Origin of the sequence: Moorena sp. SIO2C4 (assembly GCF_010672485.1) — a bacterium.
GTDB lineage: Bacteria > Cyanobacteriota > Cyanobacteriia > Cyanobacteriales > Coleofasciculaceae > Moorena > Moorena producens.
Genome location: NZ_JAAHGN010000002.1, coordinates 45614 through 70508 on the forward strand (window position 1 = coordinate 45614; position 24895 = coordinate 70508).

Below are 24895 nucleotides of genomic sequence, written 5' to 3' on the forward strand. Positions count from 1 at the left end.
TCAGGGGTTGCCTTACATTAGCTGATAGCTCAATGCTGTTAGCGTAGCGTGCGCCTAGCGCATTAGCTGACTGCTTACCTTTAGTCTAAGCTTCAGACGTTCAAAGTAGTTGTTTTTACGGTATACACCCAATGATTATTATCAATAATTTAATTAGGTATGGATAAATCTACTTATCCTGCTATCTGTTGACCATTTTTTTGTAGCTAAAAAAATCTCTGCAATTACAATTACCAAGTTTTAAATTTGGTGCTTTCTGATTCAACCAATAGATTAGATTCGGTAAATTTCAGGATATAGCTATAGTAAAAATCCGTATTTATACGGTAAATTAATTTATCAAAATTGTGTAAATTCAATACATCTATTCAGAATTACAAGACAATTTTCGTAATAAATATATCGAAATGGCCCCTAGAGGGTCTGGGAGATAATATCTCGGTATGCCCTACTCAATGGTTTTTGTCTGGCTAAATTTTATCATAAAAACTGTTCCAATTAGCGATACAGATAGAGCAATGAGTGGTATCTATGACCTACAGTTAGTTGTTCTATCCATTGCTATCGCCTCGATTGTGACCTATAGGGTGCTGATTTTAGCTGGACAAGTAAAAACCTCACAAAAGCCTACCCGTAAAGGTTGGCTGATTGGTGGGGCAATGATCATGGGAGTTGGGATTTGGTCAATACACTTTTTGGGAATGCTAGCATTCCGGTTTCCGATCCCCATCACTTATGATACGCCCATGGTACTGCTTTCTTACTGGGTAGCAGTGCTAATCTCTGGTGCCGTACTCTATAGTGTCAGCCCCATCACCAACCTCAGACAGTTAATGGTGGGCAGTGTGGTAATGGGATTAGCGATCGCATCCGTACCCTACCTGCTGATCGCTGCCATGGGAATACCAGGGCTCATTCACTACAACCTCCTTTTAGTTGCCCTATCCGTTGTTATAGCCAGCTTGACATCCTTTTTCATCTTGTGGCTATCTTTTGATGTGGGGGTAGGAACCGGAAAATTCCTTCATGGGTGGAAGCTTTGCTGGGCAGTGCTCCTGGGATTAGCCATTACCGCTGTAAACTATACAACCATGATGGCAGCCAAGTTCACCGTTACTCCACCATTAGACACTGGGTTTTCTCCGACATTAAATACTTCGGTAGTAACAAGCACCATAGGGATAACTAACCTAATCATCTTCAGCCTCACCTTACTTGCCTCATATTACGAGCAGAAAACGAGTAAAGCACTGCAAGCTCTTAGACAAGAAGCATTGCAAGAGAGCGAAAGGCTATTCCGAACCGTGATTCGAGAAATGCAGGTCGGGGTATTGCTATTCGAGGCAAAAACCGAATTCATGCTCTTTAATCAAGCGGCTCTCGATATATTGGGCTTCACCGAAAGTGAATTGTTGGATAAAAGTCCTTTTGGTTCAGATTGGAATATCATTCACGAAGACACCACTCCATTCCCCACTGAAAGTCGTCCTATCCAACAGGCAATAAGCACCCGTAGACTGGTAAGAAACGTGGTAATGGGTGTCCATAATCAAGCTACTGAAGATTGGGTATGGTTACTAGTGAATGCCGATCCCCAGGTGGGGGTGGATGGATTAGTAGAGCAAGTCATTTGTACCTTTAGTGATATCACCAATCGCAAGCGAGCCGAGGAAGCGCTGCGACAAGCTGAAGCGAATTACCGTAGCATCTTTGAGAATTCAGTAGAGGGCATCTATCAGATTACACCGGATGGACGCTTTATTAGTGCCAATCCAGCCTTAGCGCGAATTTATGGCTATTCTTCTCCAGAAGAACTAGTGGAGTCGATTACGAACGTTTCAAAGCAAATTTACGTGGACACTGAGGCTCGTAACGAGTTTACTAACTTGCTAGCGGACAATGGCGCTTTATCATCCATTGAGGCTCAGGCTTATCGCAAAGATGGTAGTGTAATCTCGATTTTGGAAAATGTGCGCCCTGTCCGAGACACTAATGGGAATTTGCTCTACTACGAAGGCTCTGTGGAAGACATTACCGAACGCAAGCGAGTTGAACTCGCCTTGCTGGAGAGAGAGGAGCAGTATCGGTCAGTGGTGGAAAATGTGCAAGAGGTTATTTTCCAAACCGATGGGGTTGGGGTATTGACCTTTCTCAATCCAACTTGGACAGAAATGACGGGCTTTTCTGTAGCAGATAGCATTGGTACTAACTTTATTGATTATCTCCATCCTGATGACCGTCAAACTAACATAGAACTGTTTCAATCTCTAATTACCCAAAAACAGGAGTATTATCAGCAGGAACTAAGGTATATTACCAAGGATGGCGGCTCGGGCTGGCTCGAAATTCATGCGCAATTAACCCTAGATCCTGACAGTAATATCACAGGTACCTCTGGTACTATCCGAGATATTACAAATCGTAAATTAACCGAGTCACATCTGAAAGAAAGTGAGAGACAACTGCGTCAAGTTATTGATTTAGTGCCTCATTTCATTTACGCCAAGAACCGAGATGGAGAGTTTCTTCTAGCCAACAAAGCAGTTGCGGAAGCTTATGGTACGACAGTAGATGATTTACTATACCATCGGGATGAAGATTTTGCTCAATCCTTCCTAAAATCCTTCGAGTTTAGAGAGGCGGATTTGCAGGTATTGGAGAGTGGAGAACCGACACACCTTCCAGAAGAGACGATCATCTATCCTGATGGAGAAAAGCTTATCATCCAAACTACCAAAATTCCCTTCTCCTTAGCAATTGCCCACATGCCAGCGGTATTAAGCGTATCGATTGATATATCTGAGCAAAAGCAAGCCGAGGAAGCATTACACCAGCAACTGACTCGTGTGATGCTACTCAAACAGGTGACCCAAGAAATCCGCCAAAGTTTAAAGACTAAACAAATTTTTCAGACCACCGCCACACAAATTGGTCAAGTGTTTCAGGTGAACCGTTGCACCATTCATACCTATGTTTCCCAACCTTATCCTCGCATTCCTACAGTTGCTGAGTATTTAGAAAAGGGTTATCTATCGATACTGGATTTAGAAATTCCGATTCTGGGGAATCCTCATTTAGAGCAGTTGTTAGTCCAAGACCGAGCCATCAGTTCCCCTAATGTTTACGAAGACCCCCTTCTGAAACCGATGATCCCAATAAGTCGGCAGATTGGAGTCAAATCCATGTTGGTAATTCGTACTTCCTATCAGGGGGAACCGAATGGTGTGATTGGAATACATCAGTGTGATGAATTTCGTCAGTGGAGTCTGGATGAAATTGAGTTACTCGAAGCCGTCGCTGACCAAGTAGGGATTGCTATTGCTCAGGCTCACCTGCTTGAGCAAGAAACCCGCCAACGAGAGCAATTGACTGAGCAAAATTTCGCCCTAGAGCAAGCTAGAAGAACTGCCGAAGCGGCCACTCAGGCAAAAAGCGAATTTCTGGCAACCATGAGCCATGAAATCCGCACTCCTATGAATGCCGTGATTGGCATGACGGGTTTGCTACTGGATACAGACCTAACCTCCCAGCAACGAGACTTTGTGGAAACTATCCGCAATAGTGGGGATAGTTTACTCACCATCATTAATGATATTCTCGATTTTTCAAAAATTGAATCTGGAAAGCTGGAGTTAGAAGAACAACCGTTTAATCTGATCACTTGCATTGAGGAATCCTTAGATTTGTTGGCGGCAAAAGCAGCTGAGAAAAAATTGGAGTTAGCCTATCTATTCCATCCCAACACTCCACCCATGATTGTGGGAGATGTGACTCGGCTGCGCCAAATTCTAGTCAATTTGTTGGGGAATGCGATTAAATTTACCCATATCGGGGAAGTGTTAGTTTCTGTAACTGCCCGAGAACTTAGCATAGGGGAATTGGTTGATGGCAAAGAAACAGAACACAGTAATACTGCTAACTACTCCTACCCGTTGGCCTCTGCTCCTGACTACGGAAAACATTACTCTTTGAGTTTCCCTACTCTAGCCAATGGAAAGGACTACACTCTACAAGGAGGATTTGACCAGACGGGCTATATCAACGGGGTCAGGGGAGCTAAAGGAACACAGAACAATACCAGAGACAACACGAGAGTATTTTCACCGCCTCACCCCCAGATTTCTTCCCGCAACCCTCACACTGCCAGATTTCGTTCCGCCTCTACTCAATCTTCGATCTACGAAATCCAATTTGTGGTCAAGGATACTGGGATTGGCATTCCTGAGGATCGGATCGACCGCCTCTTCCAGTCCTTCTCTCAGGTGGATTCCTCCACATCTCGCCAATATGGAGGCACAGGTCTTGGTTTGGCCATTTGTCAACGGCTCACCACCATGATGGGTGGGAAAATTTGGGTAGAAAGTCAAGTTGGTCAAGGCTCTAAATTTTATTTCACTGTATTGGCTAAACAGCCTGATCCGATCGAGGAACCTAAGCTGCCAGTATCTCAGCCATTGTTAGAAGGAAAGCGGCTGTTGATTGTAGATGATAGTGCGACCAACCGCACGATTATCTCCGAGCAAGCTAAGTCTTGGGGTATGCTTACCCAGACAGCAGCATCAGGTAGAGAAGCTCTCGATTGGCTCAGTCAGGGGGATAAATTTGACATTGCCATTCTGGATGGGTATATGCCTGAGATGGATGGTTTTACCCTAGCAACGAAAATCCGCCAGCAGTCTGAGGGTCAAGCCTTGCCCTTGGTAATGCTGAGCTCAATGAATCAATCAGATACAAAGCATCATCAGAGTCAGCTAGATATTGCAGCTGTCTTAAACAAGCCTATTAAGCAATCTCAGCTTCACGATGTTTTGACCCAGGTGATGAGCGGACAGCCGATCAAGATTAAGCGAACACCTGCTCAACACCTAAAACTTGACACCGAAATGGCTCAAAAGCATCCTTTGCGGATTTTGTTGGCTGAAGATAATATCGTTAACCAGCAGTTAGCCCTGCAATTGTTGAAACGGATGGGTTACCGGGCTGATGTCGCGGGGAATGGATTAGAAGTACTCCAAGCTCTTAGTCGTCAGCCCTATGACTTGGTTTTGATGGATGTCCAGATGCCGGAAATGGATGGCTTAACTGCGACGCAACGCATTTGTGAACAATGGCCAGCTCATTTACGCCCCTGGATTATTGCCATGACTGCTAATGCCATGGAAGGGGATCGAGAAATGTGCCTGAGTGCAGGAATGGATGATTACATTAGCAAGCCTATCCAGGTACCAGAGTTAGTCCGTGCCTTGAGTCAATGTCCGCACTATCGTCAACCTTCCAACCCAGTAGTAGCTGATCAAGCTGTTGACTTTTCGGTTTTGCAATCCTTGATCGACAGTATCGGAGAACGGGGGGCCGAATGCTTGCTTGGTTTGATTGAAATTTACTTAAAAGATACTCCGAGGTTAGTGCAAAACATGGCTCAAGCAATTAGTGAAGAAGAGCCAAAAGCCATGGAAATTGCGGCTCACACATTAAAGTCTAGTAGCGCTACCCTAGGGGGTATAAATCTCTCCAAACTGTGTCACGAACTGGAAAGTCTGGGCAGGTCGGAAACCATCACTGGAGCAGCGGAAATTTTTGCGCAGCTTGAGTCTGAATACCAACAACTCAGAGTAGGACTGACTAAGAGTGCTAAGAAAATTGAAGAACAATCCTTGAGTCCAGTGCTCTAATAGACCTCTTGCAAAAGTCTTTTTAGAATAGTGTTTGCGTCAATTATTGTCCACTGTTTCCTGTTACCATATCCGCTGTTACCGACAACTGCCGCGAAGTCTAATGTATAATTAAAAATTATGGGGTAAGGTTAGGGAAACCAGCAAACAAATCGTAATCGTAAACTATTGCTTCTAAAAAGGACAAGACAAACGTCCTTCTCGCAGCTGTACTACTGGCTGATTGGAGATTCTGACTAAGTTTTCATCATGAGTTGTGACAATAACTGTAGTGCCTAGGTGATTGAGTTTCCTGAGAATGTTTAATACCTGCCAAGAATTGTCGGGATCGAGGTTACCTGTTGGTTCATCAGCTAATATCAAGGGCGGTGTACTAACAATGGCACGAGCCAGGCTTACCCGTTGTTGTTCTCCTCCTGAAAGTTGCTCTGGAAAACAGTTGGCTTTGTGTTGCAAACCGACTAATTTAAGGGTTGGTGTTAGGCGTCGCTTAATTTCTTTGCGAGTGAAACTCTGTGCCCACAGAACAAAAGCGATATTCTCTGACACAGTTCGCTTGGGAATTAGTTTGTAGTCCTGAAAAACAATCCCCAGGCGACGGCGTAGGAATGACAAGCGATCGCCTCGTAATTGCCCAACATTGAATTGATCGACAAATACTTTCCCTTGGGTGGGGCGCTGTTCACCATAGAGTAACTTTAGCAATGTGGATTTACCAGCACCAGAAGGCCCTGTGATAAATAAAAAGTCTCCTGACTTGACTTCTAGATTGACGTTAAACAAACCTCGGTTGTTGGGATAGGTTGTTGTTACTCCTTGTAATTTGATTATCGCTTTCTGGGTCATTAGGGATTAGGGAAAGATAGGGAAGTGTGGGAGGTGTGGGAGGTGTGGGGAGATGGGGAGATCCGGAGATGGGGAGATCGGGAGTCAGATGAACAACTGGCCTTCCACGGGGCTAATAAGCTGCGGACGCAAGCTTGAGCACACAGCCGATCCCCATTAGCGATCGCATAAAAACAATACGAAACAATACTAATGGTGCGAACTAATCCTTTGAGGTCTATTGATCAGGGATAGGGATTAGGTTATGCCAACCTTTGACCTAAGGCTTTGAGAGCAAACTGAGGGAAAACCATTATTCTTTGAGCTAAGGCTTTGAGAGCAAACTGAGGCAGAACCATCATTCGCCGCCAACGGTGGGGTTCTTGATACAACCGATATAACCATTCAAGATTATTGTTCCGGAACCAGGCTGGCGCACGGGTTTTAGCCCCTGACCAGATATCAAAGCTACCACCAACACCAATCCAAGTGGATTGGGGACACAGGTGGCGATTCTGGGCAATCCAAAATTCTTGACGTGGTACACCTAAGCCGACTAATATGATTTTGGGCTGCTGTTGTTTTAAGGTCAGCTTTAATTCTTCCTCTGCTTCTGCACTGAGGTAGCCATGACTAATTCCTGCGATCGCTAATTTTGGAACTCTCTTCTGCCAAACCCTAGCTGTTTTTTGGACTACATCAGGGGCTGCCCCATAGAAGAACACTGGGCAAGATTCTCCGTATTGTCCAGCCTTGACCAGTAAAGACTGAGCTAGTTCAATTCCTGGACAGCGCTGCTTTTTTTTTCCGTGGAGTCGTAAGTAAAATATAATACCTGCCCCATCAGGAATCACTAGTTCTGCCTGCTTGATAACGGCAGCTAGCTCAGGGTTGCGCTCTCCCTGGATTGCCATTTCAGCATTTAGAGTTACCACATGACTACCTAGACCTTTGGTGAGACGATCATCTAAGTAATGACTATAGTTGTCTAAAAGGTGAACGGGTAACCCCAAGACAGGAAATTGTTCAGCTGTTTCAAACATTGGCTTTTGCATACCCTCACATCACCCATGTATTTTATTCTACGTAAGACCAGTTAAACCCTTCGGCTCTTCCGAACTTGTTATGGTAATTGGAATTTAACTGATGCTGAAATCATTACTGGGCATTGCTTTGAGAGTTAAAAAACTTTTGATCAAGTCAAATTTTTTTTCCCAGTCAGGGCATAACAGATTTGGGCGGTTATTTAGGATGATCTCTTATGGCAGAGCCAAAACTTCTTTAATTAACTCCTTAGGATTTCGTACTGATCAGGAAAACTTGGGAATTGGGTTGGGAATTGGGTATGTGATTGGGTCCTAATTGAGAATTGGGATTTGATGGTGCTGTTGAACTCAATTAGGAATTATTCCCCCATCCTTGCTGAACTTAGGTGGCGGAAGTTTCATTAACAATTAAAAACACTATTAGGAGTTGTTCGCGTAGCGTGGCCGTAGGCCAACGGTTGACCTTTTAGCGCAGAACAGAGTCAACCGTCAACCGTCAACCATAAACTGTTAATCAGCTCTTAGCAAAGACACTAGCAGCAGCAGCAATACCTGCTCCTGGTGTCATGGATTGGTGTCCTAATTCCTGAAGGGTGGCTTCGAGAGCACCAATGACAGTAAGAATATCTTGCTCACTGACAAAACCTAAGTGACCAATGCGGAATATTTTTCCTTTATAGTTGTCTTGTCCCCCAGCTAGAGCAATGTTATAGCGTTTTTTCATCACAGAACGGATTTGTTCGGACTCTACTGATGTGGGAATCACTGCAGTTGCGGCTGGGCTAGCATACTCATCAGAACCAAACAAAGGTAATGATAGGGCTTTGACGGCGGCACGAGTTGCTTCCATCAGACGCTGGTGACGGGAAAATATTGATTCTAACCCTTCTCTTTTCATCATGCCCAGTGCAGTTTGTAGGGCAATGACTAGGTTCACTGGCGGGGTAAAGGGATTGCTGTTTTTAGCAGTAGATTTCTTGTAAGTCCCCAAATCTAGGTAAAACTTGGGCAGGGTAGCCGTTTTGTAGGCTTCCCAAGCTTTAGGACTAACACTGACAAATCCTAGTCCTGGGGGAATCATGTATCCCTTCTGGGAACCAGAGCCTACTACATCGAGACCCCACTCATCAATGGGTACATTGACTGCTCCAAGACTGGTAACTGCGTCAACAATAATTAGGGCTTCCCCGTGGTCTTTGACGTAACGATTTATGGTTTCTAAGTCGTTGAGAACGCCAGTAGAGGTTTCAGAGTGGGTGACGATTACGGCTTTGATTTGCTTTTCGGTATCAGCTTCTAGCTTTTCGCGAAACTGCTCCGGATCTAAGGGCTTACCCCACTCGGCGGTAATGGTGTCCACTTCCAGACCAAAAGCAGTACTGATTTTTCCCCAACGATCGCCAAATTTACCATTAGAACCAACTAAAACGCGATCGCCTGCACTGAGGAAGTTAATAATGCCAGCTTCCATGACTCCGGTACCGCTAGCGGTTACAGTCAAGACATCATTTTTGGTCTGGTGTAGCCATTTGAGGTTTTCATTGACCTCTGCCATGATTTCGCTAAATTCGGGACTACGGTGTCCGATCGGGTGTTTGGCCATGGCCAGTAATACTTGTTCTGGTACTGGCGTCGGGCCAGGAATCATTAGTTTGAGCTTGTCTTCCATCTGTAGTTAGTCTTGGTATCTAGGGTTGTTGTGATCTGATGATTGGTTAGTTACTCTGAAGTGACCGATTAAGTCTTGGATCTTACCGGACAAAACCGGAAATTCAAGGTTAATTTAGGGGTTAATTTGGCGTTTCACCACCGGAGCATGGGAGCGGTTATCCCCACCCATGCTTACACGACCAACCCAGCCGCGCTAGATTTAAACTTGCCTTCAAGTCTTTGTATATTGACACCCTGCAGTTAGGACACTCTTTAGTTCGGAGCCATAGCGAGCATGTGTTATTGATGCCGACAGTGGGAGTAACGCTCCTCAGGAGTAGGTAACAATCTCAAAATATATTGGCTCAAATGAGATACTCTGACTAAATTTCTTAGTTTTTTTTTATGAAGTTGACAATTTGTTGACTATTTAATGGGGGAGTCTTCCTGCTGAATCCGGTAAACCATTTGTTGAATCATGGGCATCCAACTTGACGCTGTTGAGAGACCAGCGATACTCCATGGGCAAGTTGGCTCGCTGACAGCTTTGTTCTAATTGCTTCTGTTGAGCTCGGGCTTTACGCAGAGTACTGATCAATTCATGAACCTGCTCTCGCAATTGGGGGTTTTGACTGGTAGCAAATGCTGTTTGGCGCTCTAGCAGTTGGAGCAGCAGTTCGTAGTGAATATAAGATGGAAGGGGAATTGGATCCATGAAATTTGCTGTACCTCGGTGAGTCTGAGTCTGCCATCACAATTGACTATTTTTTTGGGCTATGGGTCACTGATGGCTAAACAAGCTGGCAATAGCAACTGCTGGGTCTGGCTGTTTTACCAATGACTCACCAATCAGGACGGCTGTGGCTCCGGCAGATGCTACCTGATCAAGGTGAGCGTTGGTATGAAGCCCTGATTCACTGACTACCAGAATGCCACGTTCGAGTAGTTGGTTACCCCTTGCTGCTAGTATTTGACAGGTTGTTTGTAAATCGACGGAAAAATCTTCCAAGTTACGATTGTTTATACCTACTAGGGTAACGCCATCGAGAGATAATACTCGATCTAATTCAGATTGGGTATGGACTTCGATCAAGGGGGTGATCGACAGAGTCTTAGCAATTTTGATAAAGTATTGCAGGTCTTGATCGGAAAGGATGGCTGCAATCAATAAAACTGCATCTGCTCCGTGACTACGAGCCATGTACATTTGGTAGGGATAGATGATGAACTCCTTACACAGCAAAGGCATGTCTACAGCAGCACGAACTTTTGCCAGGTTTTCCCAACTACCCTGAAAGAATTTTTGATCGGTCAGCACTGAGATCGCACTAGCACCACCTTGGCAGTATGACTGAGCAATGGCTACTGGGTCAAAATCTTCTCGAATAACCCCCTTGCTAGGAGATGCTTTTTTGATTTCTGCAATCAGGGCAGGGCTAGTCTTTCCTGATTTTAGGGCTGCTAGAAAGTCTCGGGGGGGTGGTGCTGTTTGTACTCCCTTGCGCAACTCCACTAGGGGCAGACTTTCCCGCATCTGGTCAATTTCTTTCTCTTTGTGCCAGACAATTTCTTCGAGAATATGGTGGGGTTTATCGTCTGGTAATGCAACTTGATAGTGCAGGGTTTGGATTTTAACTGCTGGATTAGGTGGGCGTCGGCGAATTTGCATCAGTAGTTTTATATAGTCCGTGTTTGGCGTCAGTCCCTCAGTGCGTCAGTCTCTCAGTGCGTCAGTCCCTCAGTGCGTCAGTCCCTCAGTGCGTCAGTTTCATAATCCTTTGTTAATTAGCAATTAACAAAGGATTATGACTAATGAGTTACAGCTCGTTTGTAAGCTTCGTCGAGTACTTCTGAGAGAGTGGGGTGAGCATGGACTAGGTAGGCGAGGGAGTTGACGGATTGTCTGTTTGCGATCGCATTTGAGGCTTCGTGAATTAAGTCGGAGGCGTGGATACCTAGGATGTGGACTCCTAGCACTTCCCCGGTATCTTTACGGTAGATCACTTTCGCTACCCCATCTGCTTCTCCTTCTGCGATCGCTTTAGAATTCCCCTTAAAGTAAGATCTTACAACGGATACTTCAAAGCCTTCTTCGGAGGCCAATTGTTTGGCTTGTGGTTCGCTCAGGCCGACGTAGCTGATTTCTGGATGGGTAAAGGCGGCTGCGGGTATGCTGCGATAGTCTACGGTGCGCTGACGTCCACAGATATTCTCTACTGCGACAATACCTTGAGCGGATGCGGCATGGGCTAACATCATTTTCCCAGTGGCATCACCAATTGCCCAAAGATGGGGCACGGGTTCCCCTGCTGAAAGTACTGCCATGGTGTCATCTACGGGAATAAAACCGCGCCGGTTTGTTTCCACACCTACGGCATCTAGTCCTAGGTCTTTGGTGGCGGGAATCCGACCTGTAGCGACCAGACAAGCATCGACTTCGAGCACATCGACTACTTCCTTAGTTTTGGCATCTGCTAGTTCAATTACCACAGGGGAACCGGGAGTTACTTTCATCGCTAGCACCCCAGTGTGGGTTTCAATGTCCCGAGGTTTGATCAGTATTCGTGTGGCTAGTTTGGCAATATCAGGGTCAAAGGTTGGCATCAGGTTGTCTAGGGCTTCGATCATGGTGATTTCACATCCTAGTGCTGTGTAGACATCGGCAAACTCTAGACCAATGTAACCACTGCCCACGATTGCTACCCAATCTGGCAGCCATTCTAGTTTTATGGCATCATCACTGGTAAATACGGTTTTGCCATCAATCTCAATTCCTGGGGGTACAAAGGGAATTGAACCAGCGGATATCATAATGTCTTTAGCTGTGATCGTTTTTTCACCATTGTCTGTAACAACGGTTACTTTTTGATTACTAGCAACTTTACCCCAGCCTTTGATAATATCCACACCCAAGCGTTTTAGGCTGTTGGTCAGGTCACCACGAATTTTACTGACTAGATTGCTGGCATGATTTGCGATCGCATTTCGGTCAAACTCAACCCCAGCTACTTTAATCCCAAGGGCATTGAGATGATGAGCGTCCTGTAGCTCTCGCACTCTACCTGATGCGGCTAATAGAGCTTTAGAAGGGATGCAGCCCCGGTTGACACAAGTTCCGCCCATGTCAGCGGCTTCAATCATAGCGGTTTTCAGACCACAGCTAACTGCGTGTAAGGCAGCACCATGACCCCCCACACCAGCACCGATAATCACTAAATCGTAATCAAAGTCTTGACTCACATCTATCTCCTGAGTTAGATTGGCTATGCTTCGTCCTTATTATTTTCAACTTGAGCAATCCACGATTGCAAGTGCCCAAGTATTAAGATTGGGAGGATGAAGTATGAAGTATCAAGGATCCCAAAGGGAATAGGGAACAGCGGATCTGGGAACAGCGGATCTGGGAACACGGAACACGGAACACGGAACACGGAACAGGGAACACGGAAAAACTCCTGTGTACCTCATTAGGCTAGAAACCGCTATAGAAAAAATTTTAGCTAGCCCCAATCCCTTAATTGTTATTAGTTACAGGTCATAACTATAGATTTTTTTCAACTTACTTAAGTTAGATGGGGTGCATGTCACTTATGCAGAGCATTTGTACTCAAGCTATCGCCCCTTCATCGCTCTTTTTTTATTGAACCATAAAACCCCGAATCTGTTTCCCCTCTTGCCTCTTGCCTCTTGCCTCTTGCCTCTTGCCTCTTGCCTCTTGCCTCTTACCATTGAAATACTGAGCATATATTGAACCATCACCTGTCAAAAATAATATTTTTTTTATAACTATAAAATTTCCTTAAATAATTCAAGATTTTGGCTAACATACCTGCTAGATTCTGGAGGGTTACAAATCCTTTAAAAGATTGAGGTTTTAAGTAATGTTTAAGCGATTTTTTCAGTTGATTGGACTATTGGCTGCAGTAGTCTTGCTGAGCACAACACTAGGGGTTTCTCCTGCCCAAGCCCAAGTTATTGATGGCCCTGTAGGACGGACAACCACTGAATTTTATAATTTCCCTGAGGCCAGAACATTAGGTCCAATTACTGAAATCACCGTTCATCACGGCTTTATTATTGATGGCTTTAAGGTAAGTTATGCCAATGGAAAATCATTTCAGAATGGGGGTACTGGTGGCGGAGAGACCACCATTTCTTTTAGTGCAGATGATCCATTAGTAGAAGTAGATGGTTACGTTGCCGACTATTCATATGCTGGCAACAAACCCTTAATTGCCCAATTAACATTTAAGACTCTTAAGGGCAAGAGCTATGGTCCGTTTGGTACTATGCAAGCAACATCAAACCGAAAGCCATTCACCTTGAAAGCTGCCCAACCCACCATTCAATCATTCTTCGGCAGCGCCAGTGGCTATCTCACCTCTTTGGGAGTCTATATCGACACCGGGTGTGAATAAACTGGGGATAGTTATCATCCGTATTCCCATCTTGTTGGGTAACCGGAGATAGTTCTTAATAAACCCTGCTTTATTGTTTTTTTGATAAGGCAATTTATATAGTGTTTTTGGAATTCCAAGAACACTATTTTTTATAAAAATCATAAAATTAGATGTAGATGCCTTTAAAGTAAGGTGGTTTAACTAAGCTGGTTGAGTTTTGTCAGTCAACCAGCCTACCTCAGACTTTATACTTTATATCATGTCCGGATAATTAGTGATAAAAACTATCTCCGATTAAACCTTATTCCTTTACTTCTGCCTTCTGCCTTCTGCCCTCTGCCTTCGATTTACCAAAGTGTAAGTATTCAAACAGACATGATATCAGACTTTAAAAAAACGTTGCCGTTTAGCTTCGTACAACATCAAGGCAGCAGCAATGGCTACATTTAAGGATTCTACTCCTGGCATCAGGGGAATATTCACTTGCTGATCTGCTGTTTTTACCAAGTCTTCCCTAAGTCCAGCTGCTTCATTGCCCAGGAGTATTAAGCTAGGACAGCGCCAATCTATGTCCCAGTAACTGACCTTAGCATCTGGTACTGTGGCCACTACTTGTATCCCTTGAGCTTGAGCTTGAGCTACGAGGGTGGGCAAATGGGGGGTAACTGCCATGGGCAGACGGAACCACTGACCGACTGAGGCTCGCAATACTTTAGGATTATCTAGCTCTACACTATCGGAACTTAGCCACAATCCTTCCGCACCAGCGGCTACCGCAGTTCTAATGATTGTTCCAAGATTTCCTGGGTCTTGTATGGTTTCTAGAGCCAGCCCTAGGGAGAGGGAATTGAGGGGTTTCGGGGAAAGGGGAAGACGGGTTGCTGTGGCTACTACTCCATCTGGCTCAACTGTAGTAGCGATCGCTTTTAGTACAGACTGACTTACCACTTCCACTCTTTGAGACCGAACGGAAGCATCTTGGGATAGTTGTGGATGAGCTTCAAGCCATTCTGATGTATAGCAGAGGGTGACTAGGGGATAATCTACGGCACAGGCTTCTGCCAACAGGTGGGTTCCCTCCAACAGAAATAGGTCTTGCTGCCGACGTCCTTTGACTCTGTGCAGCTTCCGAATTTCCTTGACTAGGGGATTCTTGGTGCTTGTGAGCATACCAGTTTGGTTAATTATGCGGAACCCGGGACTTGAACCCGGAAGTCCTTGCGAACACTAGAACCTGAATCTAGCGCGTCTACCAATTCCGCCAGTTCCGCGTTTGTTGGCGCTATAGCAATCGTTGGTGATTCCGAGAGTGGTCAGTCCTGAGTCATAACTGTCACGGTTTAGGATTCAACTTAGGGTTGCTATGGGGGTTGCTCTATTAGCTCACCGGTTTTTTAGTATACAGCATTTACTGCTATTGTGGACAAGTTTGTTGTCGATAGCCGCAACGCCTGAAAATTTACCGGTTTACATTGCCAACTTCTGAGTATAGTGGAAAACCTGACATTTGATCAAGATACGTGGAAAACTAGACATTTAAAAACTTTCAGGTAAAATCAAAACCAAATTTAACATTTCGCCAGAAATTATAATGATTTTGGAGGATAGACCCATTAATCACTCTCAAAGCCCGATAAATCCCCCATCTCTGTCCCAGGAAAACGAATCGGTTCTCAAGATTTGGGGTAGAGCGTCTCTCCACGGACAGGTAAAAATTAGTGGAGCTAAAAATTCTGCCTTGGCAATTATGGCAGGGGCTTTACTGTGTTCTCAAGATTGCCGACTGCGTAATGTGCCCTCCCTAGTAGATATCGAGCGTATGAGCCAGATTCTTGCTGCTGTGGGAGTGAAGCTCAAACGCAGTGGTGACATCTTAGACCTAGATGTCAGCCATATCGGACAATCAAAAGCTCCCTATGAGTTGGTGAGCCAGCTGCGAGCTAGCTTTTTTATCCTCGGTCCGATCCTAGCGCGATTGGGAGTGGCACGGATACCACTGCCTGGTGGCTGTGCTATTGGTGCTAGACCAGTAGACCTCCATGTCAGGGGTCTACAAGCTATGGGCGCTCAGGTTCATATTGAGCATGGCATTGTCAATGCTTATGTGAAAGGAACAGGTAACAACAAGCTAAAGGGGGCGAAAATCTACCTGGATTACCCCAGTGTGGGGGCAACGGAAACTCTGCTGATGGCAGCGACTCTGGCAGAAGGGGAAACCACCCTTGAAAATGCAGCTCAAGAGCCAGAAGTGGAGGATTTGGCGAATTTCTGCCGAGCGATGGGAGCTCAAATTAGTGGTGCTGGTACTAAAACTATTAGTATCTCTGGGGTTTCTAGTTTACATTCGGTGGATTACCCAATTATTCCTGACCGGATTGAGGCTGGAACTTTCTTGGTAGCTGGGGCAATTACCCACTCTGAACTGAGCCTTTACCCAGTAATACCGGAACATTTAACTGCTGTGATTGCTAAGCTACAGGCAATTGGTAGTGAGGTGATGGTTGAGGCACCCAATCGGTTACGAATTATTCCTAATAAACTAAGGGCAACGGATATTGAAACCTTGCCTTATCCTGGATTTCCTACGGATATGCAAGCCCAGTTTACGGCGTTGCTGGCTCTGAGTGAAGGAAACTGTGTTGTTAGCGAAACGGTTTTTGAAAATCGGCTGCGTCATGTTGCCGAATTGAATCGCATGGGGGCGGATATCCGGGTTAAAGGGAATAATGCGATTATCCGAGGTGTGCCAATGTTGTCGGGAGCACCAGTAGTGGGTACGGATTTACGGGCATCTGCTGCACTTGTGGTCGCTGGGTTAGCGGCAGAAGGAATAACTACGATTCAAGGACTCCGTCATTTAGACCGGGGTTATGAAGACTTGGAGGGGAAACTGCGACAACTTGGTGCTAGAGTAGAACGGGTTCCGGCTCAGATAGAGGAAGAGGAACTTCCTCCGACTCCCACTAATGCCATGACTGCAACACCGTAGTAGTTACCGTAGTAGTTATAGTCATTAGTTATTAGTCATTAGTCATTTAGAAATTGTTAATTGTTAATTGTTAATTGTTATCTGTTATCAATTAACAATTAACAATTTTCAGTTTTCAATATGTCTACTAGAGCTTGTTTTACTGTGGAATACTGATATTCCCATCCATAACTAGTGGTTCGTTTGGGTAGCACCTGTTGACCTTCCAAGACTACTATGGCTCCTTCTCCCAAAAGGGCTTCTAGAGCAACACTGGGAACTGGTAACCAGGAGGGACGATTGAGAACATCTCCAATGGCTTTACATAGTTCGGACATCAAGACAGGATTGGGAGCTGTGGCATTGAAAATCCCTTCCATGTCTGGTCGGGTTAGGGCAGCTATGATTAAGTTCACTAAGTCATCTCGGTGAATCCAAGAAAACCATTGGCGACCGGTACCGATTGGCCCTCCAGCAAACATTTGAAAGGGGGGTATCATTTTCGCTAGGGCACCGCCATTGCCCAAAACTATACCAATGCGCAGAATCACTAGTCGCACATCTGCATCTTGGACTTTCTGGGCTTCCCCTTCCCAGGCTTGACAAACCTCTGCCAGAAAGTCCTCTCCAGCAGGACTTGTTTCATCAAAGGTTACTGTTTCACTAGTGCCGTAGTAACCAATGGCAGAAGCGTTTACTAATACCGTGGGTTTAGGGTCAGCAAGGGCGATCGCTTCCACTATTTTTTGGGTCCCTAATTGGCGGCTATTGAGGATGTCTTCCTTACGGGCTGGTGTCCAGCGCTCCTCAGCAATCGGGGCTCCGGCTAAATTGACTACACCATCACAGCCTGCGATCGCATTTTGCCAATCCCCTGATTCGGTGGGAGTGTAGGCAATAGTTTCTATATTGGGAAATTGCGCCGTAGCTTTAGCTGAGTTACGGGTTATAATTAAGGGTTGATGTCCTTCTTCCTGTAGACGCTCCACTAAGCGGCTACCGACAAATCCTGTTGCTCCAGTAATTGCGACTTTCATACTTCATCCTTGATACTCTATATCGTGTCTGATACCATACTCATCGGTTAGGCTAACACGGGGATACGGGGACGGGAAGACGGGGGAAAATGTTTAGGATGGGTAATTATCCTTCAGTTGATGGTTTGGTTTCACCGTAAGCCATGCCGTTGGCTTCAGCGTACCGATTCATGAAGCGCATGAAGCGTTCCCAGTGGTCGTCTTCGTCAATTTCAACTTTACACTCCACTCCTGCTAGCTCATCTCCTTCTGGACCACCGAAGCGAAATTTTATTGAGGAAGGAGTCATAGCAATGACCCCTTCTTCGTCTGTTAAGACCATTGATTGAGAAAATCGGTTTCTATAACTGTTGAATTGTTCAATAGCCTTTAACTTTTCAAAGGTCATCAAGACGATGCGGGCTCCTGACCGTCGGTTTTTTCTGAGGCTGACGTCACTCAGCTGTTCATAAATACCGTCAAAGAATTGGATGGATGGTGTTGAGGAGTTCATTTTAAATATAAAAACATGGTTAAATTTTAGTATATCGCCTGAGGAGGGGTTGACAAAATTATTTTTATAGGTACAAGGTAATCGGGAGTCGGGAGTCGGGAGTCGGGAAGAGAGCTTGTAGGGTGGGCAAAGAAAGTTTGGTTATTTTGAGTCGTTTAGATTAGATTACTTTGCCCACCCTACTTTAATTGGTATTTTTTTTGACTCTTCCTAAGCAATAATTTTGGAGATTATTTCCAGTTACTTGAGGATGTTGAAGTATAAAATCTAGGTATAAAATTTAATTTATAAATAGTTGATAAACAGTATTGGTGATTGTTCATAATATTAAAAACTAGTTTTCTATCTTTACTCTTGCTCTTAAGTCCCTGCTCCGAATTCCCTAAAAACAAACGAAGACTAACCACAAATGAACCGCCGCCGCATTCTCAAAGCTGGACAACCTTACAGCTTTAGCCAATATTTTGACCTTCCCTTTACCCTAGAAGATATTTTGGCTGAATTTGACTGTACCTTTGTGCGATCGCATATCGATCTCCCTCGTCCTCCCCTTCCCGAAGCGATCGCATTTATCCTTGGATTATACTTAAGGAAGTAAACTATGAAGTAAACAAGGTGTTAAAATCTATGGCAAAGAATACTCAAAGTCATTTTGCCCCCTACTTAAAACATAGAGGGAAAACTGTTGAAGAACAAATTATAGCAATTCTCTATCCCATGAGGTAGGGATCCCCCTAAATCCCCCTTAAAAAGGGGGACTTTGAGGCTGAAAAGCGTACCTCATAAATCCTATAAACGCTATAAACTCAATCAACCTGCTCTGGCATGGCTAAGAAAACGCCTTGAAGAGGAAATCACTCAAGAAGAAGCTAAAATTCGACAGGAAGATTTAGAAAATTTTAAACAAATTGTTGATAGTTTTCGTCCAGAAGGCTCTAAACTATATAGCTACTAATGATTGTTTTTGTCGATACCGGCCTTTTAGGGTTGTTATCTTCTCCCAATGACAAATTAGAAGCACAACAATGTCAGCAATGGCTTTACTCTCTTTAACTGAATCCTAACACCCGTTCACGCCACACCCAGTAAGGCTAATCATAATTCCTCTATCCTTGATTAACTCTTATCTCTTGCCTCTTGCCTTTTGCCTCTTGCCTCTTGCCTCTTGCCTTTTGCCTCTTATCTGTTCCCTGTTACCTGCTCCCTACTCCCTTTATTCTATACTAATAGTGTCACTGTCTTGAAACTGTCATGATTGCTGATAAAAGTCCCAATTACATTTCCAAAGAAGACTATCTATCCTACGAAGAAGATAGTGCCATCAAACACGAGTATATTGATGGAGAAGTCTATGCCATGGCTGGGGCGAGTGATGCCCATGTTACTATTGCCCTTAACCTGGCTTCAGCCTTAAGAAATCATGTCAGGGGCACTGGCTGTCGGGTTTATATGGCAGATATGAAAACTTATGTTGAAGCATCCAATAGTTATTATTATCCTGATGTTATGGTGACTTGCGATGCCAGAGACCGAGAATTGAGCAATTATAAAAAATATCCCTGTTTAATTGTAGAAGTTTTATCTCCGAAAACTGAGGCATTTGATCGGGGTGACAAATTTTATAATTATCGAAAATTAGACACCTTGGTGGAATATGTTTTAATTAGCCAAAACCATCAGCGGCTAGACTGCTTCCGCCGAAATTATGAGGGAATTTGGACATTGCAATTTTATGATCCGGGCAGTGAGATTAATCTAGAAACTGTGGATTTTAGGACTAGTCTTGAGGCTTTGTATGAAGATGTAATGTAAGCCGTCAGCCATCAGCTGTCAGCCTTCAGCCTACAGCCAAGGGATTATCCGAGGGAGAAGCTACGGGAACGGGCATTAGATGAAAGCAATCAGATATTCAAGGGAAATTTATACCTTACTCCTTTTTTTTTACAAATATGAGATGCACCCATTGATGGGTGTTGTGGTGGCATAAGCCAAAAACCAATAACTTTGTATAATGGATTTATAGAAAGTTATTGAACATACTTCCTAAGACTTATGCGTGACCTATAACAACTGATAAAAAATATTCAAGAACTACTAGAAGACGATCAAAACATTATTGCCGATATCATTGAAGTATTCAAAAAACAGTATTTAACAGAAAAACCGGCATCTCTTAATCCTCTGTAATTAGACAATCAACCTTTTATTGGTATGGGTCGTGATCGACAAGATACTCAAAATAGTAGCGAATGGGTGAGAAGAATTAGACAACTTACTCCCTAAAACCCAAGAAGGATAAAATCCTCCCTCTTTTAAGATTATAATGTACTTTCTTCGTCGGTAGCTTGGAGAATTGCTTGGTACAATTGAGAACTAATACGAAAGTCCATTGTTTCAATCAATTGATCCATTAATGGTTTAACTGCCGGAATTAAATTACTTTTCTTGGCTTGCACCATAATTCCCAGTAAGCCCACAATAGTTAGCCCCAATTCTTGAGCAACTGCTCGTCCTCGTCGTTCATCCATCAGTAGCAAATCAGCATTCATTTCCAGTGCTAATATGATCGCTTCTGCTTCACCTAAATCGATGGTTTCTTGACTTTCCTGAAGTGTGAAAACTTGCTGCTTATCTGAAACAGCATGAGTTTTAATCCAAGATAAGGTTTGAACTTCTACTGTTCCAGGTACAATTTTTCCGATACCAACCATTTCATTGTAGACAGCAACGGGAATAATCACAGAACCATATAAGCGATGCAAGAGGTTAAGTTGATTGATGCCTGCTAGATTAGTAATCGGTGATGTATCGCTAATAATAATCACAGCAAACTCATCGATTGTAGGGTTTTAAGGTCTGCTTCAAAATCAGCAACATCATAATTCAAATCTAAACCGCGCTTGGCCAGTTCATGCTGAAACTCAATCACAGTTAAACCCGTCCAGGCACGGACTTTGCCACTGCTAATTTTGTCTTGCTTATAGAGCATCAGCGCAATTTCAAGTTTGAATTCATCCTCAGTCATTTGGCTAGCTTGGACAATATCGTCAGGGATAACTACACTCATAGCTACACTATTAAGTAATTGATATATTATGAATAGTTACTTTAATTTTATCATAAATTTAAACTGAATCATAACACCCGTTAAAGCCACACCCAGTAAAGCTAATCATAATTCCTCTATCGTTGATTAAATCTTGCCGTCTTGATGCAGTCGCTCATGGGGGAAACCACGGCAGTTGCTCATGGGGGGAACCCCCAAGACCGCACTGCCTCCCCAAGACCGCGCTGCATCGCTCTTGCCTTTTGTCTTTTGTCTCTTATCTCTTCCCTACTCCCAACTCCCGATTCCCGACTCCCTAAAACCAGAACTTTATACTTCACCCCATTGAAAAATACTGTAAAATTATAGTAGTTAACTGATTACCTATTACCTATTACCTATTACCTATTACCTATTACCTATTACCTATTACCTATTACCTATTACCTATTACCTATTACCCATTACCTATTACCTATTACCTATTACCTATTACCTATTACCTATTACCTATTACCTATTACCTATTACCTATTACCTATTACCTATTACCTATTACCTATTACCTATTACCTATTACCTATTACCTATTACCCATTACCTATTACCTATTACCTATTACCTATTACCTATTACCTAGTTTGGCCTTTGTCTAAACTTCCCACACCCAACACCCCACACCCCACACCCTACTCCCTATTCCCGACTGCCTAAAAATCCTCTAGCATCCATTCTGAGGACCGCCCACCTAGTTCGATCGGAATACTAACCACTTTCCCCAGTCGTGGACGCTCACGGGTGTTGTTAATGAATTGTTGCAGCTGGCTGGCTCCTCCCCAACCTCGGATATAGTTGGCTACTGTATCTAAATGCTCTAGGTACTCAGCTTCGGAAAGGGGAAAGGATTGCTGCTCCAGATACTTCCACATAATCTGAACAAAGATTTTCCCTTGAGTCCTCCGAATCTGGATGTCATAGGAGCGTCCCCACTTATTGAGCAGGAGTTGGTGCAAGTCCTGTCCTGTCATAGCTCTTGCCCTAACTTAATGTTTACATTTCGTTACAAATACAACGCTTCTTAACTTTATGATAAAGCGTAAAAGAATGTAATAATACTTATAGTTGAAGCCGTGAATCCTTATATTGCAGGGATTTGGGCAACCCTGTCCAGTGGTTGAATCACACTACAGTTATAAAAGCAGGGTTCAAAAAATTCTGGTAATTTTCCCAGAATTGTAAAAAAAGTATACCTTTAGGCGTTCAGTTATGGCTCAAGCTTCTGGCTCTGCAGACGTTCCAGATATGGGGCGTCGCCAATTTATGAACCTCTTGGCGTTTGGGACAATTACGGGCACATTTGTTGGAGCTCTCTACCCAATCGTTAAGTATTTTATCCCCCCATCCAGTGGTGGGGCTGGTGGTGGTGTCACAGCTAAAGATGCTTTGGGCAATGACATCATGGTCAGCGAGTTTTTAGCTAGTCACAATGTAGGCGATCGCACCCTGACTCAAGGTCTCAAAGGGGACCCCACCTATGTGATTGTTACTGAAGATCAAGGTCTCGAAGCTTACGGTCTCAATGCGGTTTGCACTCACTTAGGCTGTGTTGTGCCTTGGAATGCTAGCAAGAACCGGTTCATCTGTCCTTGCCATGGATCTCAGTATGACAATACTGGCAAGGTAGTACGCGGACCAGCGCCTTTGTCTCTAGCTTTGGCACACGCTACGGTAACGGAAAACGACACCCTAGTCTTCAGCCCCTGGAAAGAAACTGACTTCCGTACTGGTGAAGAACCTTGGTGGAGTTAATTGCTTTAGTCCTTAGTCCTTAGTTTTTAGTTAATTGACTAGTGCTAATCAACCATTAGCAATTAACAAGTTGCAATTTTTAAATTACCAATTTTTGAGTTTTTTGGCTTAGTGATGAGAACACCTGATGTATCGGTGATGGTTAACCGTGGCAAGGGGATGATTGCCAGAACTATTGTCTTGGTTGTGGCAGCTGTGGCCCTTTTCTTTGCCAGTGATCTGGCAGTTCCCCAGTCAGCTGCTGCCTATCCCTTCTGGGCACAGGAAACTGCGCCAGAAACCCCTCGTGATGCCACTGGTAAGCTGGCTTGTGCTAATTGCCACCTAGCAGAGAAACCGACAGAAGTGGAAATTCCCCAATCGGTACTGCCAGATACTGTATTTGAAGCTGTGGTTAAGATCCCCTATGACCTAGAAGCACAAGAGGTCTATGGTGATGGTTCTAAAGGTGGCTTACAGGTCGGTGCCGTGGTGATGTTACCCGAAGGTTTCAAGATTGCTCCTCCTGACCGGATTCCGGAGGAAATGCAAGAAGAAACCGAAAACATGTACTACCAACCANTTATCTTTATGACCCAGTCCAACAAAAATTTATCCCGTTCCCTCAGATTTGCCATCGGTCGTGAACGGGATTTATATGCTGTAGATACTATAATGTCTTAGCTTATTAAACGGGCTAGGAGGGATTCGAACCCCCGACACCGTGGTCCGTAGCCACGTGCTCTAGTCCACTGAGCTACAAGCCCTTAACTGCTGCCACTTTTTTGTGGGTCAACATTTATTTATCATAACACATAGATCAAAAATGTCGCAATACTCTTGTGGAAATCAATCGCTATCCCATCTCGATAGTCAAGGTCAAGCTCAGATGGTCGATGTTTCTGGCAAAGAGCTTACCAAACGTCAGGCACTAGCCGCTGCTCAGGTACGGATGAAAACCACAACCTTCAACACCATCCAAGCTGGTAATGCCCCCAAGGGTGATGTCTTAGGAACCGCTAGGCTGGCTGGGATTATGGCAGCAAAGCAAACTTTCCAACTGATTCCTCTGTGTCATCCCTTGCCCCTACACAAGATCCAAGTTCAAGTGGAACCTGACCCCCAACTACCGGGATATCAGATTCAGGCATCTGTGACTACTAAAGCTGAAACTGGTGTAGAAATGGAAGCACTAACAGCAGTTTCTGTTGCGGCTTTGACCCTTTACGATATGGCCAAAGCGTTGGAAAAGTCTATCGCGATTGAATCGATTCGCCTGTTGAGTAAGACCGGAGGTAAATCCGGTGATTACCAAATCTCCCGGGATTGCTAAGTTAAGCAATCAGCTCAAGTCAAGTTGGGTCAGAACTTAGCACTGATCCACTGAGGCACTTAGTTGCCAATTACCGTTTGAACAGGAAATCTATCGCTAAGATTAGGTTTCTCGCAAACGTGGCATCAGTTCCACAAGATTACAGGGGGAATTGCCCAAATCGAGCTGGTCTTTGATAATCTGCTCCCAACCTGTCCGACAAGCTCCAGAAGATCCAGGCAGACAAAAGATGTATGTTCCGTTAGCCACACCAGCCAGGGCACGAGATTGGATAGTAGAAGTCTTAATCTCTTGGTAGGAAATCATGCGGAAAATTTCACCAAAGCCCTGGATTTCCTTATCCAGGAGGGGTTGAATCGCTTCTGGTGTACCATCTCGACCAGTAACACCAGTTCCTCCTGTAGTCAACACTACCTGTACGGATTCGTCAGCAATCCATCGGGAAACCACCTCACGGATTTTGTAGATGTTGTCTGGAACAAGAACCTTTTCCGCTAAGTAATGCCCCGCCTGGGTTAAACTCTCAACCAGCAGCTTACCGGACTTATCCGTGGCTTCGGTACGGGAATCGGACACCGTCATCACTGCAATATTTAACGGAACAAACTGTTTGGTTCGGATCATCTTCAATCCAACA

General features: G+C 44.4%; 23 protein-coding genes, 2 tRNA genes and 1 pseudogene. 10 read left to right on the plus strand and 16 right to left on the minus strand.

Features of this window, described 5'->3' with window-relative positions; genetic code table 11:
- The first annotated feature begins 443 nt into the window (after positions 1 to 443).
- Positions 444 to 5672 (plus strand): PAS domain S-box protein, encoded by a 5229-nt coding sequence (locus tag F6K20_RS00400; RefSeq protein WP_287293334.1) that lies wholly within the window; start codon positions 444 to 446, stop codon positions 5670 to 5672.
- Positions 5673 to 5846: 174 nt separating this feature from the next.
- Here the strand turns inward: F6K20_RS00400 and ftsE are convergent, their stop codons facing one another.
- The 7 genes from ftsE to F6K20_RS00435 all read right to left on the minus strand — a co-directional run bounded on the left by ftsE (position 5847) and on the right by F6K20_RS00435 (position 12959).
- Positions 5847 to 6518: a cell division ATP-binding protein FtsE gene (gene ftsE, locus F6K20_RS00405; RefSeq protein ID WP_009149044.1), complete on the minus strand. Its 672-nt coding sequence runs from the start codon at positions 6516 to 6518 to the stop codon at positions 5847 to 5849.
- 242 nt (positions 6519 to 6760) lie between these two features.
- Complete coding sequence (locus tag F6K20_RS00410) at positions 6761 to 7540, minus strand: WecB/TagA/CpsF family glycosyltransferase (protein ID WP_044494355.1); 780 nt, start codon at positions 7538 to 7540, stop codon at positions 6761 to 6763.
- Positions 7541 to 8057: 517 nt separating this feature from the next.
- Entirely contained in the window at positions 8058 to 9212 is a 1155-nt protein-coding gene (locus F6K20_RS00415) for a pyridoxal-phosphate-dependent aminotransferase family protein (RefSeq protein WP_009149052.1), read from the minus strand.
- Positions 9213 to 9623: 411 nt separating this feature from the next.
- The gene (locus F6K20_RS00420) at positions 9624 to 9908 is read right to left on the minus strand and encodes a DUF5340 domain-containing protein (RefSeq protein WP_009149053.1); all 285 of its coding nucleotides are present in this window, start codon (positions 9906 to 9908) and stop codon (positions 9624 to 9626) included.
- Between the two features lie 66 nt (positions 9909 to 9974).
- Positions 9975 to 10862, minus strand: coding sequence for an indole-3-glycerol phosphate synthase TrpC (gene trpC / locus F6K20_RS00425; RefSeq protein WP_009149054.1), 888 nt, complete (start codon positions 10860 to 10862; stop codon positions 9975 to 9977).
- A gap of 140 nt (positions 10863 to 11002) precedes the next feature.
- Positions 11003 to 12433, minus strand: coding sequence for a dihydrolipoyl dehydrogenase (lpdA, locus tag F6K20_RS00430; protein WP_287265420.1), 1431 nt, complete (start codon positions 12431 to 12433; stop codon positions 11003 to 11005).
- 397 nt (positions 12434 to 12830) lie between these two features.
- On the minus strand, positions 12831 to 12959 hold the full coding sequence (locus F6K20_RS00435) for a hypothetical protein (RefSeq protein ID WP_287293336.1): 129 nt from the start codon (positions 12957 to 12959) through the stop codon (positions 12831 to 12833).
- Between the two features lie 115 nt (positions 12960 to 13074).
- On the opposite strand from F6K20_RS00435, the gene F6K20_RS00440 reads away from it, so the two are divergent.
- On the plus strand, positions 13075 to 13611 hold the full coding sequence (locus F6K20_RS00440) for a jacalin-like lectin (protein WP_009149063.1): 537 nt from the start codon (positions 13075 to 13077) through the stop codon (positions 13609 to 13611).
- A gap of 363 nt (positions 13612 to 13974) precedes the next feature.
- Here F6K20_RS00440 and F6K20_RS00445 read toward each other — a convergent pair whose 3' ends face one another.
- The gene (locus tag F6K20_RS00445) at positions 13975 to 14763 is read right to left on the minus strand and encodes a TrmH family RNA methyltransferase (RefSeq protein WP_287265419.1); all 789 of its coding nucleotides are present in this window, start codon (positions 14761 to 14763) and stop codon (positions 13975 to 13977) included.
- Positions 14764 to 14780: 17 nt separating this feature from the next.
- A tRNA-Leu gene (locus tag F6K20_RS00450) sits at positions 14781 to 14864 on the minus strand.
- Between the two features lie 320 nt (positions 14865 to 15184).
- On the opposite strand from F6K20_RS00450, the gene murA reads away from it, so the two are divergent.
- On the plus strand, positions 15185 to 16582 hold the full coding sequence (gene murA / locus F6K20_RS00455) for a UDP-N-acetylglucosamine 1-carboxyvinyltransferase (protein WP_008188237.1): 1398 nt from the start codon (positions 15185 to 15187) through the stop codon (positions 16580 to 16582).
- A gap of 98 nt (positions 16583 to 16680) precedes the next feature.
- On the opposite strand, the gene thyD is transcribed toward murA, so the two are convergent.
- Together thyD and psb28 are read right to left on the minus strand one after the other, a co-directional pair.
- Positions 16681 to 17598 carry a thylakoid membrane protein ThyD gene (gene thyD, locus F6K20_RS00460; protein ID WP_008188239.1) on the minus strand — a complete coding sequence of 306 codons (918 nt, stop codon included), beginning with the start codon at positions 17596 to 17598 and terminating at the stop codon, positions 16681 to 16683.
- A gap of 106 nt (positions 17599 to 17704) precedes the next feature.
- Entirely contained in the window at positions 17705 to 18091 is a 387-nt protein-coding gene (psb28, locus tag F6K20_RS00465; RefSeq protein ID WP_287265417.1) for a photosystem II reaction center protein Psb28, read from the minus strand.
- A 409-nt stretch (positions 18092 to 18500) separates the two neighbouring features.
- On the opposite strand from psb28, the gene F6K20_RS00470 reads away from it, so the two are divergent.
- The 3 genes from F6K20_RS00470 (at position 18501) to F6K20_RS00480 (ending at position 19903) form a co-directional block, all read left to right on the plus strand.
- A complete protein-coding gene (locus F6K20_RS00470; protein ID WP_044494793.1) occupies positions 18501 to 18689 on the plus strand; it encodes a hypothetical protein in 189 nt (62 codons plus the stop codon).
- Positions 18690 to 18851: 162 nt separating this feature from the next.
- The gene (locus tag F6K20_RS00475) at positions 18852 to 19046 is read left to right on the plus strand and encodes a hypothetical protein (protein WP_008188242.1); all 195 of its coding nucleotides are present in this window, start codon (positions 18852 to 18854) and stop codon (positions 19044 to 19046) included.
- Between the two features lie 296 nt (positions 19047 to 19342).
- Positions 19343 to 19903, plus strand: a complete 561-nt coding sequence (locus tag F6K20_RS00480; protein WP_287293338.1) for a Uma2 family endonuclease — start codon at positions 19343 to 19345, stop codon at positions 19901 to 19903.
- Positions 19904 to 20409: 506 nt separating this feature from the next.
- Here the strand turns inward: F6K20_RS00480 and F6K20_RS00485 are convergent.
- Together F6K20_RS00485 and F6K20_RS00490 are read right to left on the minus strand one after the other, a co-directional pair.
- Positions 20410 to 20916, minus strand: a complete 507-nt coding sequence (locus tag F6K20_RS00485; protein WP_287293340.1) for a PIN domain-containing protein — start codon at positions 20914 to 20916, stop codon at positions 20410 to 20412.
- The gene (locus tag F6K20_RS00490) at positions 20913 to 21158 is read right to left on the minus strand and encodes a UPF0175 family protein (protein WP_008188247.1); all 246 of its coding nucleotides are present in this window, start codon (positions 21156 to 21158) and stop codon (positions 20913 to 20915) included. Before F6K20_RS00490 ends, F6K20_RS00485 begins: the two co-directional genes overlap by 4 nt.
- A gap of 181 nt (positions 21159 to 21339) precedes the next feature.
- Between F6K20_RS00490 and F6K20_RS00495 the strand changes: the two genes are divergently transcribed.
- A complete protein-coding gene (locus F6K20_RS00495; RefSeq protein ID WP_287293342.1) occupies positions 21340 to 21486 on the plus strand; it encodes a hypothetical protein in 147 nt (48 codons plus the stop codon).
- Between the two features lie 361 nt (positions 21487 to 21847).
- Here F6K20_RS00495 and F6K20_RS00500 read toward each other — a convergent pair whose 3' ends face one another.
- Entirely contained in the window at positions 21848 to 22165 is a 318-nt protein-coding gene (locus F6K20_RS00500; RefSeq protein ID WP_287249468.1) for a DUF3067 family protein, read from the minus strand.
- Between the two features lie 238 nt (positions 22166 to 22403).
- On the opposite strand from F6K20_RS00500, the gene petC reads away from it, so the two are divergent.
- Positions 22404 to 22946: a cytochrome b6-f complex iron-sulfur subunit gene (petC, locus tag F6K20_RS00505; protein WP_287293344.1), complete on the plus strand. Its 543-nt coding sequence runs from the start codon at positions 22404 to 22406 to the stop codon at positions 22944 to 22946.
- A 114-nt stretch (positions 22947 to 23060) separates the two neighbouring features.
- Positions 23061 to 23507 (plus strand): annotated as a pseudogene (locus tag F6K20_RS00510) (apocytochrome f); the annotation flags it as partial.
- Positions 23508 to 23618: 111 nt separating this feature from the next.
- On the opposite strand, the gene F6K20_RS00515 reads toward F6K20_RS00510, so the two are convergent.
- A tRNA-Arg gene (locus F6K20_RS00515) sits at positions 23619 to 23692 on the minus strand.
- 59 nt (positions 23693 to 23751) lie between these two features.
- Between F6K20_RS00515 and moaC the strand changes: the two genes are divergently transcribed.
- Positions 23752 to 24258, plus strand: coding sequence for a cyclic pyranopterin monophosphate synthase MoaC (moaC, locus tag F6K20_RS00520; protein WP_287293347.1), 507 nt, complete (start codon positions 23752 to 23754; stop codon positions 24256 to 24258).
- Positions 24259 to 24360: 102 nt separating this feature from the next.
- Here the strand turns inward: moaC and moaB are convergent, their stop codons facing one another.
- The gene (gene moaB / locus F6K20_RS00525; RefSeq protein ID WP_353736708.1) at positions 24361 to 24882 is read right to left on the minus strand and encodes a molybdenum cofactor biosynthesis protein B; all 522 of its coding nucleotides are present in this window, start codon (positions 24880 to 24882) and stop codon (positions 24361 to 24363) included.
- Between the last annotated feature and the right edge of the window lie 13 nt (positions 24883 to 24895).

Bases quoted from the DNA above. Each gene is read 5' to 3' on its own strand.
- F6K20_RS00400 (WP_287293334.1), top strand. From the start codon at position 444: ATGCCCTACTCAATGGTTTTTGTCTGGCTAAATTTTATCATAAAAACT.
- ftsE (WP_009149044.1), bottom strand. From the start codon at position 6,518: ATGACCCAGAAAGCGATAATCAAATTACAAGGAGTAACAACAACCTAT.
- F6K20_RS00410 (WP_044494355.1), bottom strand. From the start codon at position 7,540: ATGTTTGAAACAGCTGAACAATTTCCTGTCTTGGGGTTACCCGTTCAC.
- F6K20_RS00415 (WP_009149052.1), bottom strand. From the start codon at position 9,212: ATGGAAGACAAGCTCAAACTAATGATTCCTGGCCCGACGCCAGTACCA.
- F6K20_RS00420 (WP_009149053.1), bottom strand. From the start codon at position 9,908: ATGGATCCAATTCCCCTTCCATCTTATATTCACTACGAACTGCTGCTC.
- trpC (WP_009149054.1), bottom strand. From the start codon at position 10,862: ATGCAAATTCGCCGACGCCCACCTAATCCAGCAGTTAAAATCCAAACC.
- F6K20_RS00440 (WP_009149063.1), top strand. From the start codon at position 13,075: ATGTTTAAGCGATTTTTTCAGTTGATTGGACTATTGGCTGCAGTAGTC.
- F6K20_RS00445 (WP_287265419.1), bottom strand. From the start codon at position 14,763: ATGCTCACAAGCACCAAGAATCCCCTAGTCAAGGAAATTCGGAAGCTG.
- murA (WP_008188237.1), top strand. From the start codon at position 15,185: ATGATTTTGGAGGATAGACCCATTAATCACTCTCAAAGCCCGATAAAT.
- thyD (WP_008188239.1), bottom strand. From the start codon at position 17,598: ATGAAAGTCGCAATTACTGGAGCAACAGGATTTGTCGGTAGCCGCTTA.
- psb28 (WP_287265417.1), bottom strand. From the start codon at position 18,091: ATGAACTCCTCAACACCATCCATCCAATTCTTTGACGGTATTTATGAA.
- F6K20_RS00470 (WP_044494793.1), top strand. From the start codon at position 18,501: ATGAACCGCCGCCGCATTCTCAAAGCTGGACAACCTTACAGCTTTAGC.
- F6K20_RS00480 (WP_287293338.1), top strand. From the start codon at position 19,343: ATGATTGCTGATAAAAGTCCCAATTACATTTCCAAAGAAGACTATCTA.
- F6K20_RS00490 (WP_008188247.1), bottom strand. From the start codon at position 21,158: ATGAGTGTAGTTATCCCTGACGATATTGTCCAAGCTAGCCAAATGACT.
- F6K20_RS00495 (WP_287293342.1), top strand. From the start codon at position 21,340: ATGGGGGGAACCCCCAAGACCGCACTGCCTCCCCAAGACCGCGCTGCA.
- F6K20_RS00500 (WP_287249468.1), bottom strand. From the start codon at position 22,165: ATGACAGGACAGGACTTGCACCAACTCCTGCTCAATAAGTGGGGACGC.
- petC (WP_287293344.1), top strand. From the start codon at position 22,404: ATGGCTCAAGCTTCTGGCTCTGCAGACGTTCCAGATATGGGGCGTCGC.
- moaC (WP_287293347.1), top strand. From the start codon at position 23,752: ATGTCGCAATACTCTTGTGGAAATCAATCGCTATCCCATCTCGATAGT.
- moaB (WP_353736708.1), bottom strand. From the start codon at position 24,882: ATGATCCGAACCAAACAGTTTGTTCCGTTAAATATTGCAGTGATGACG.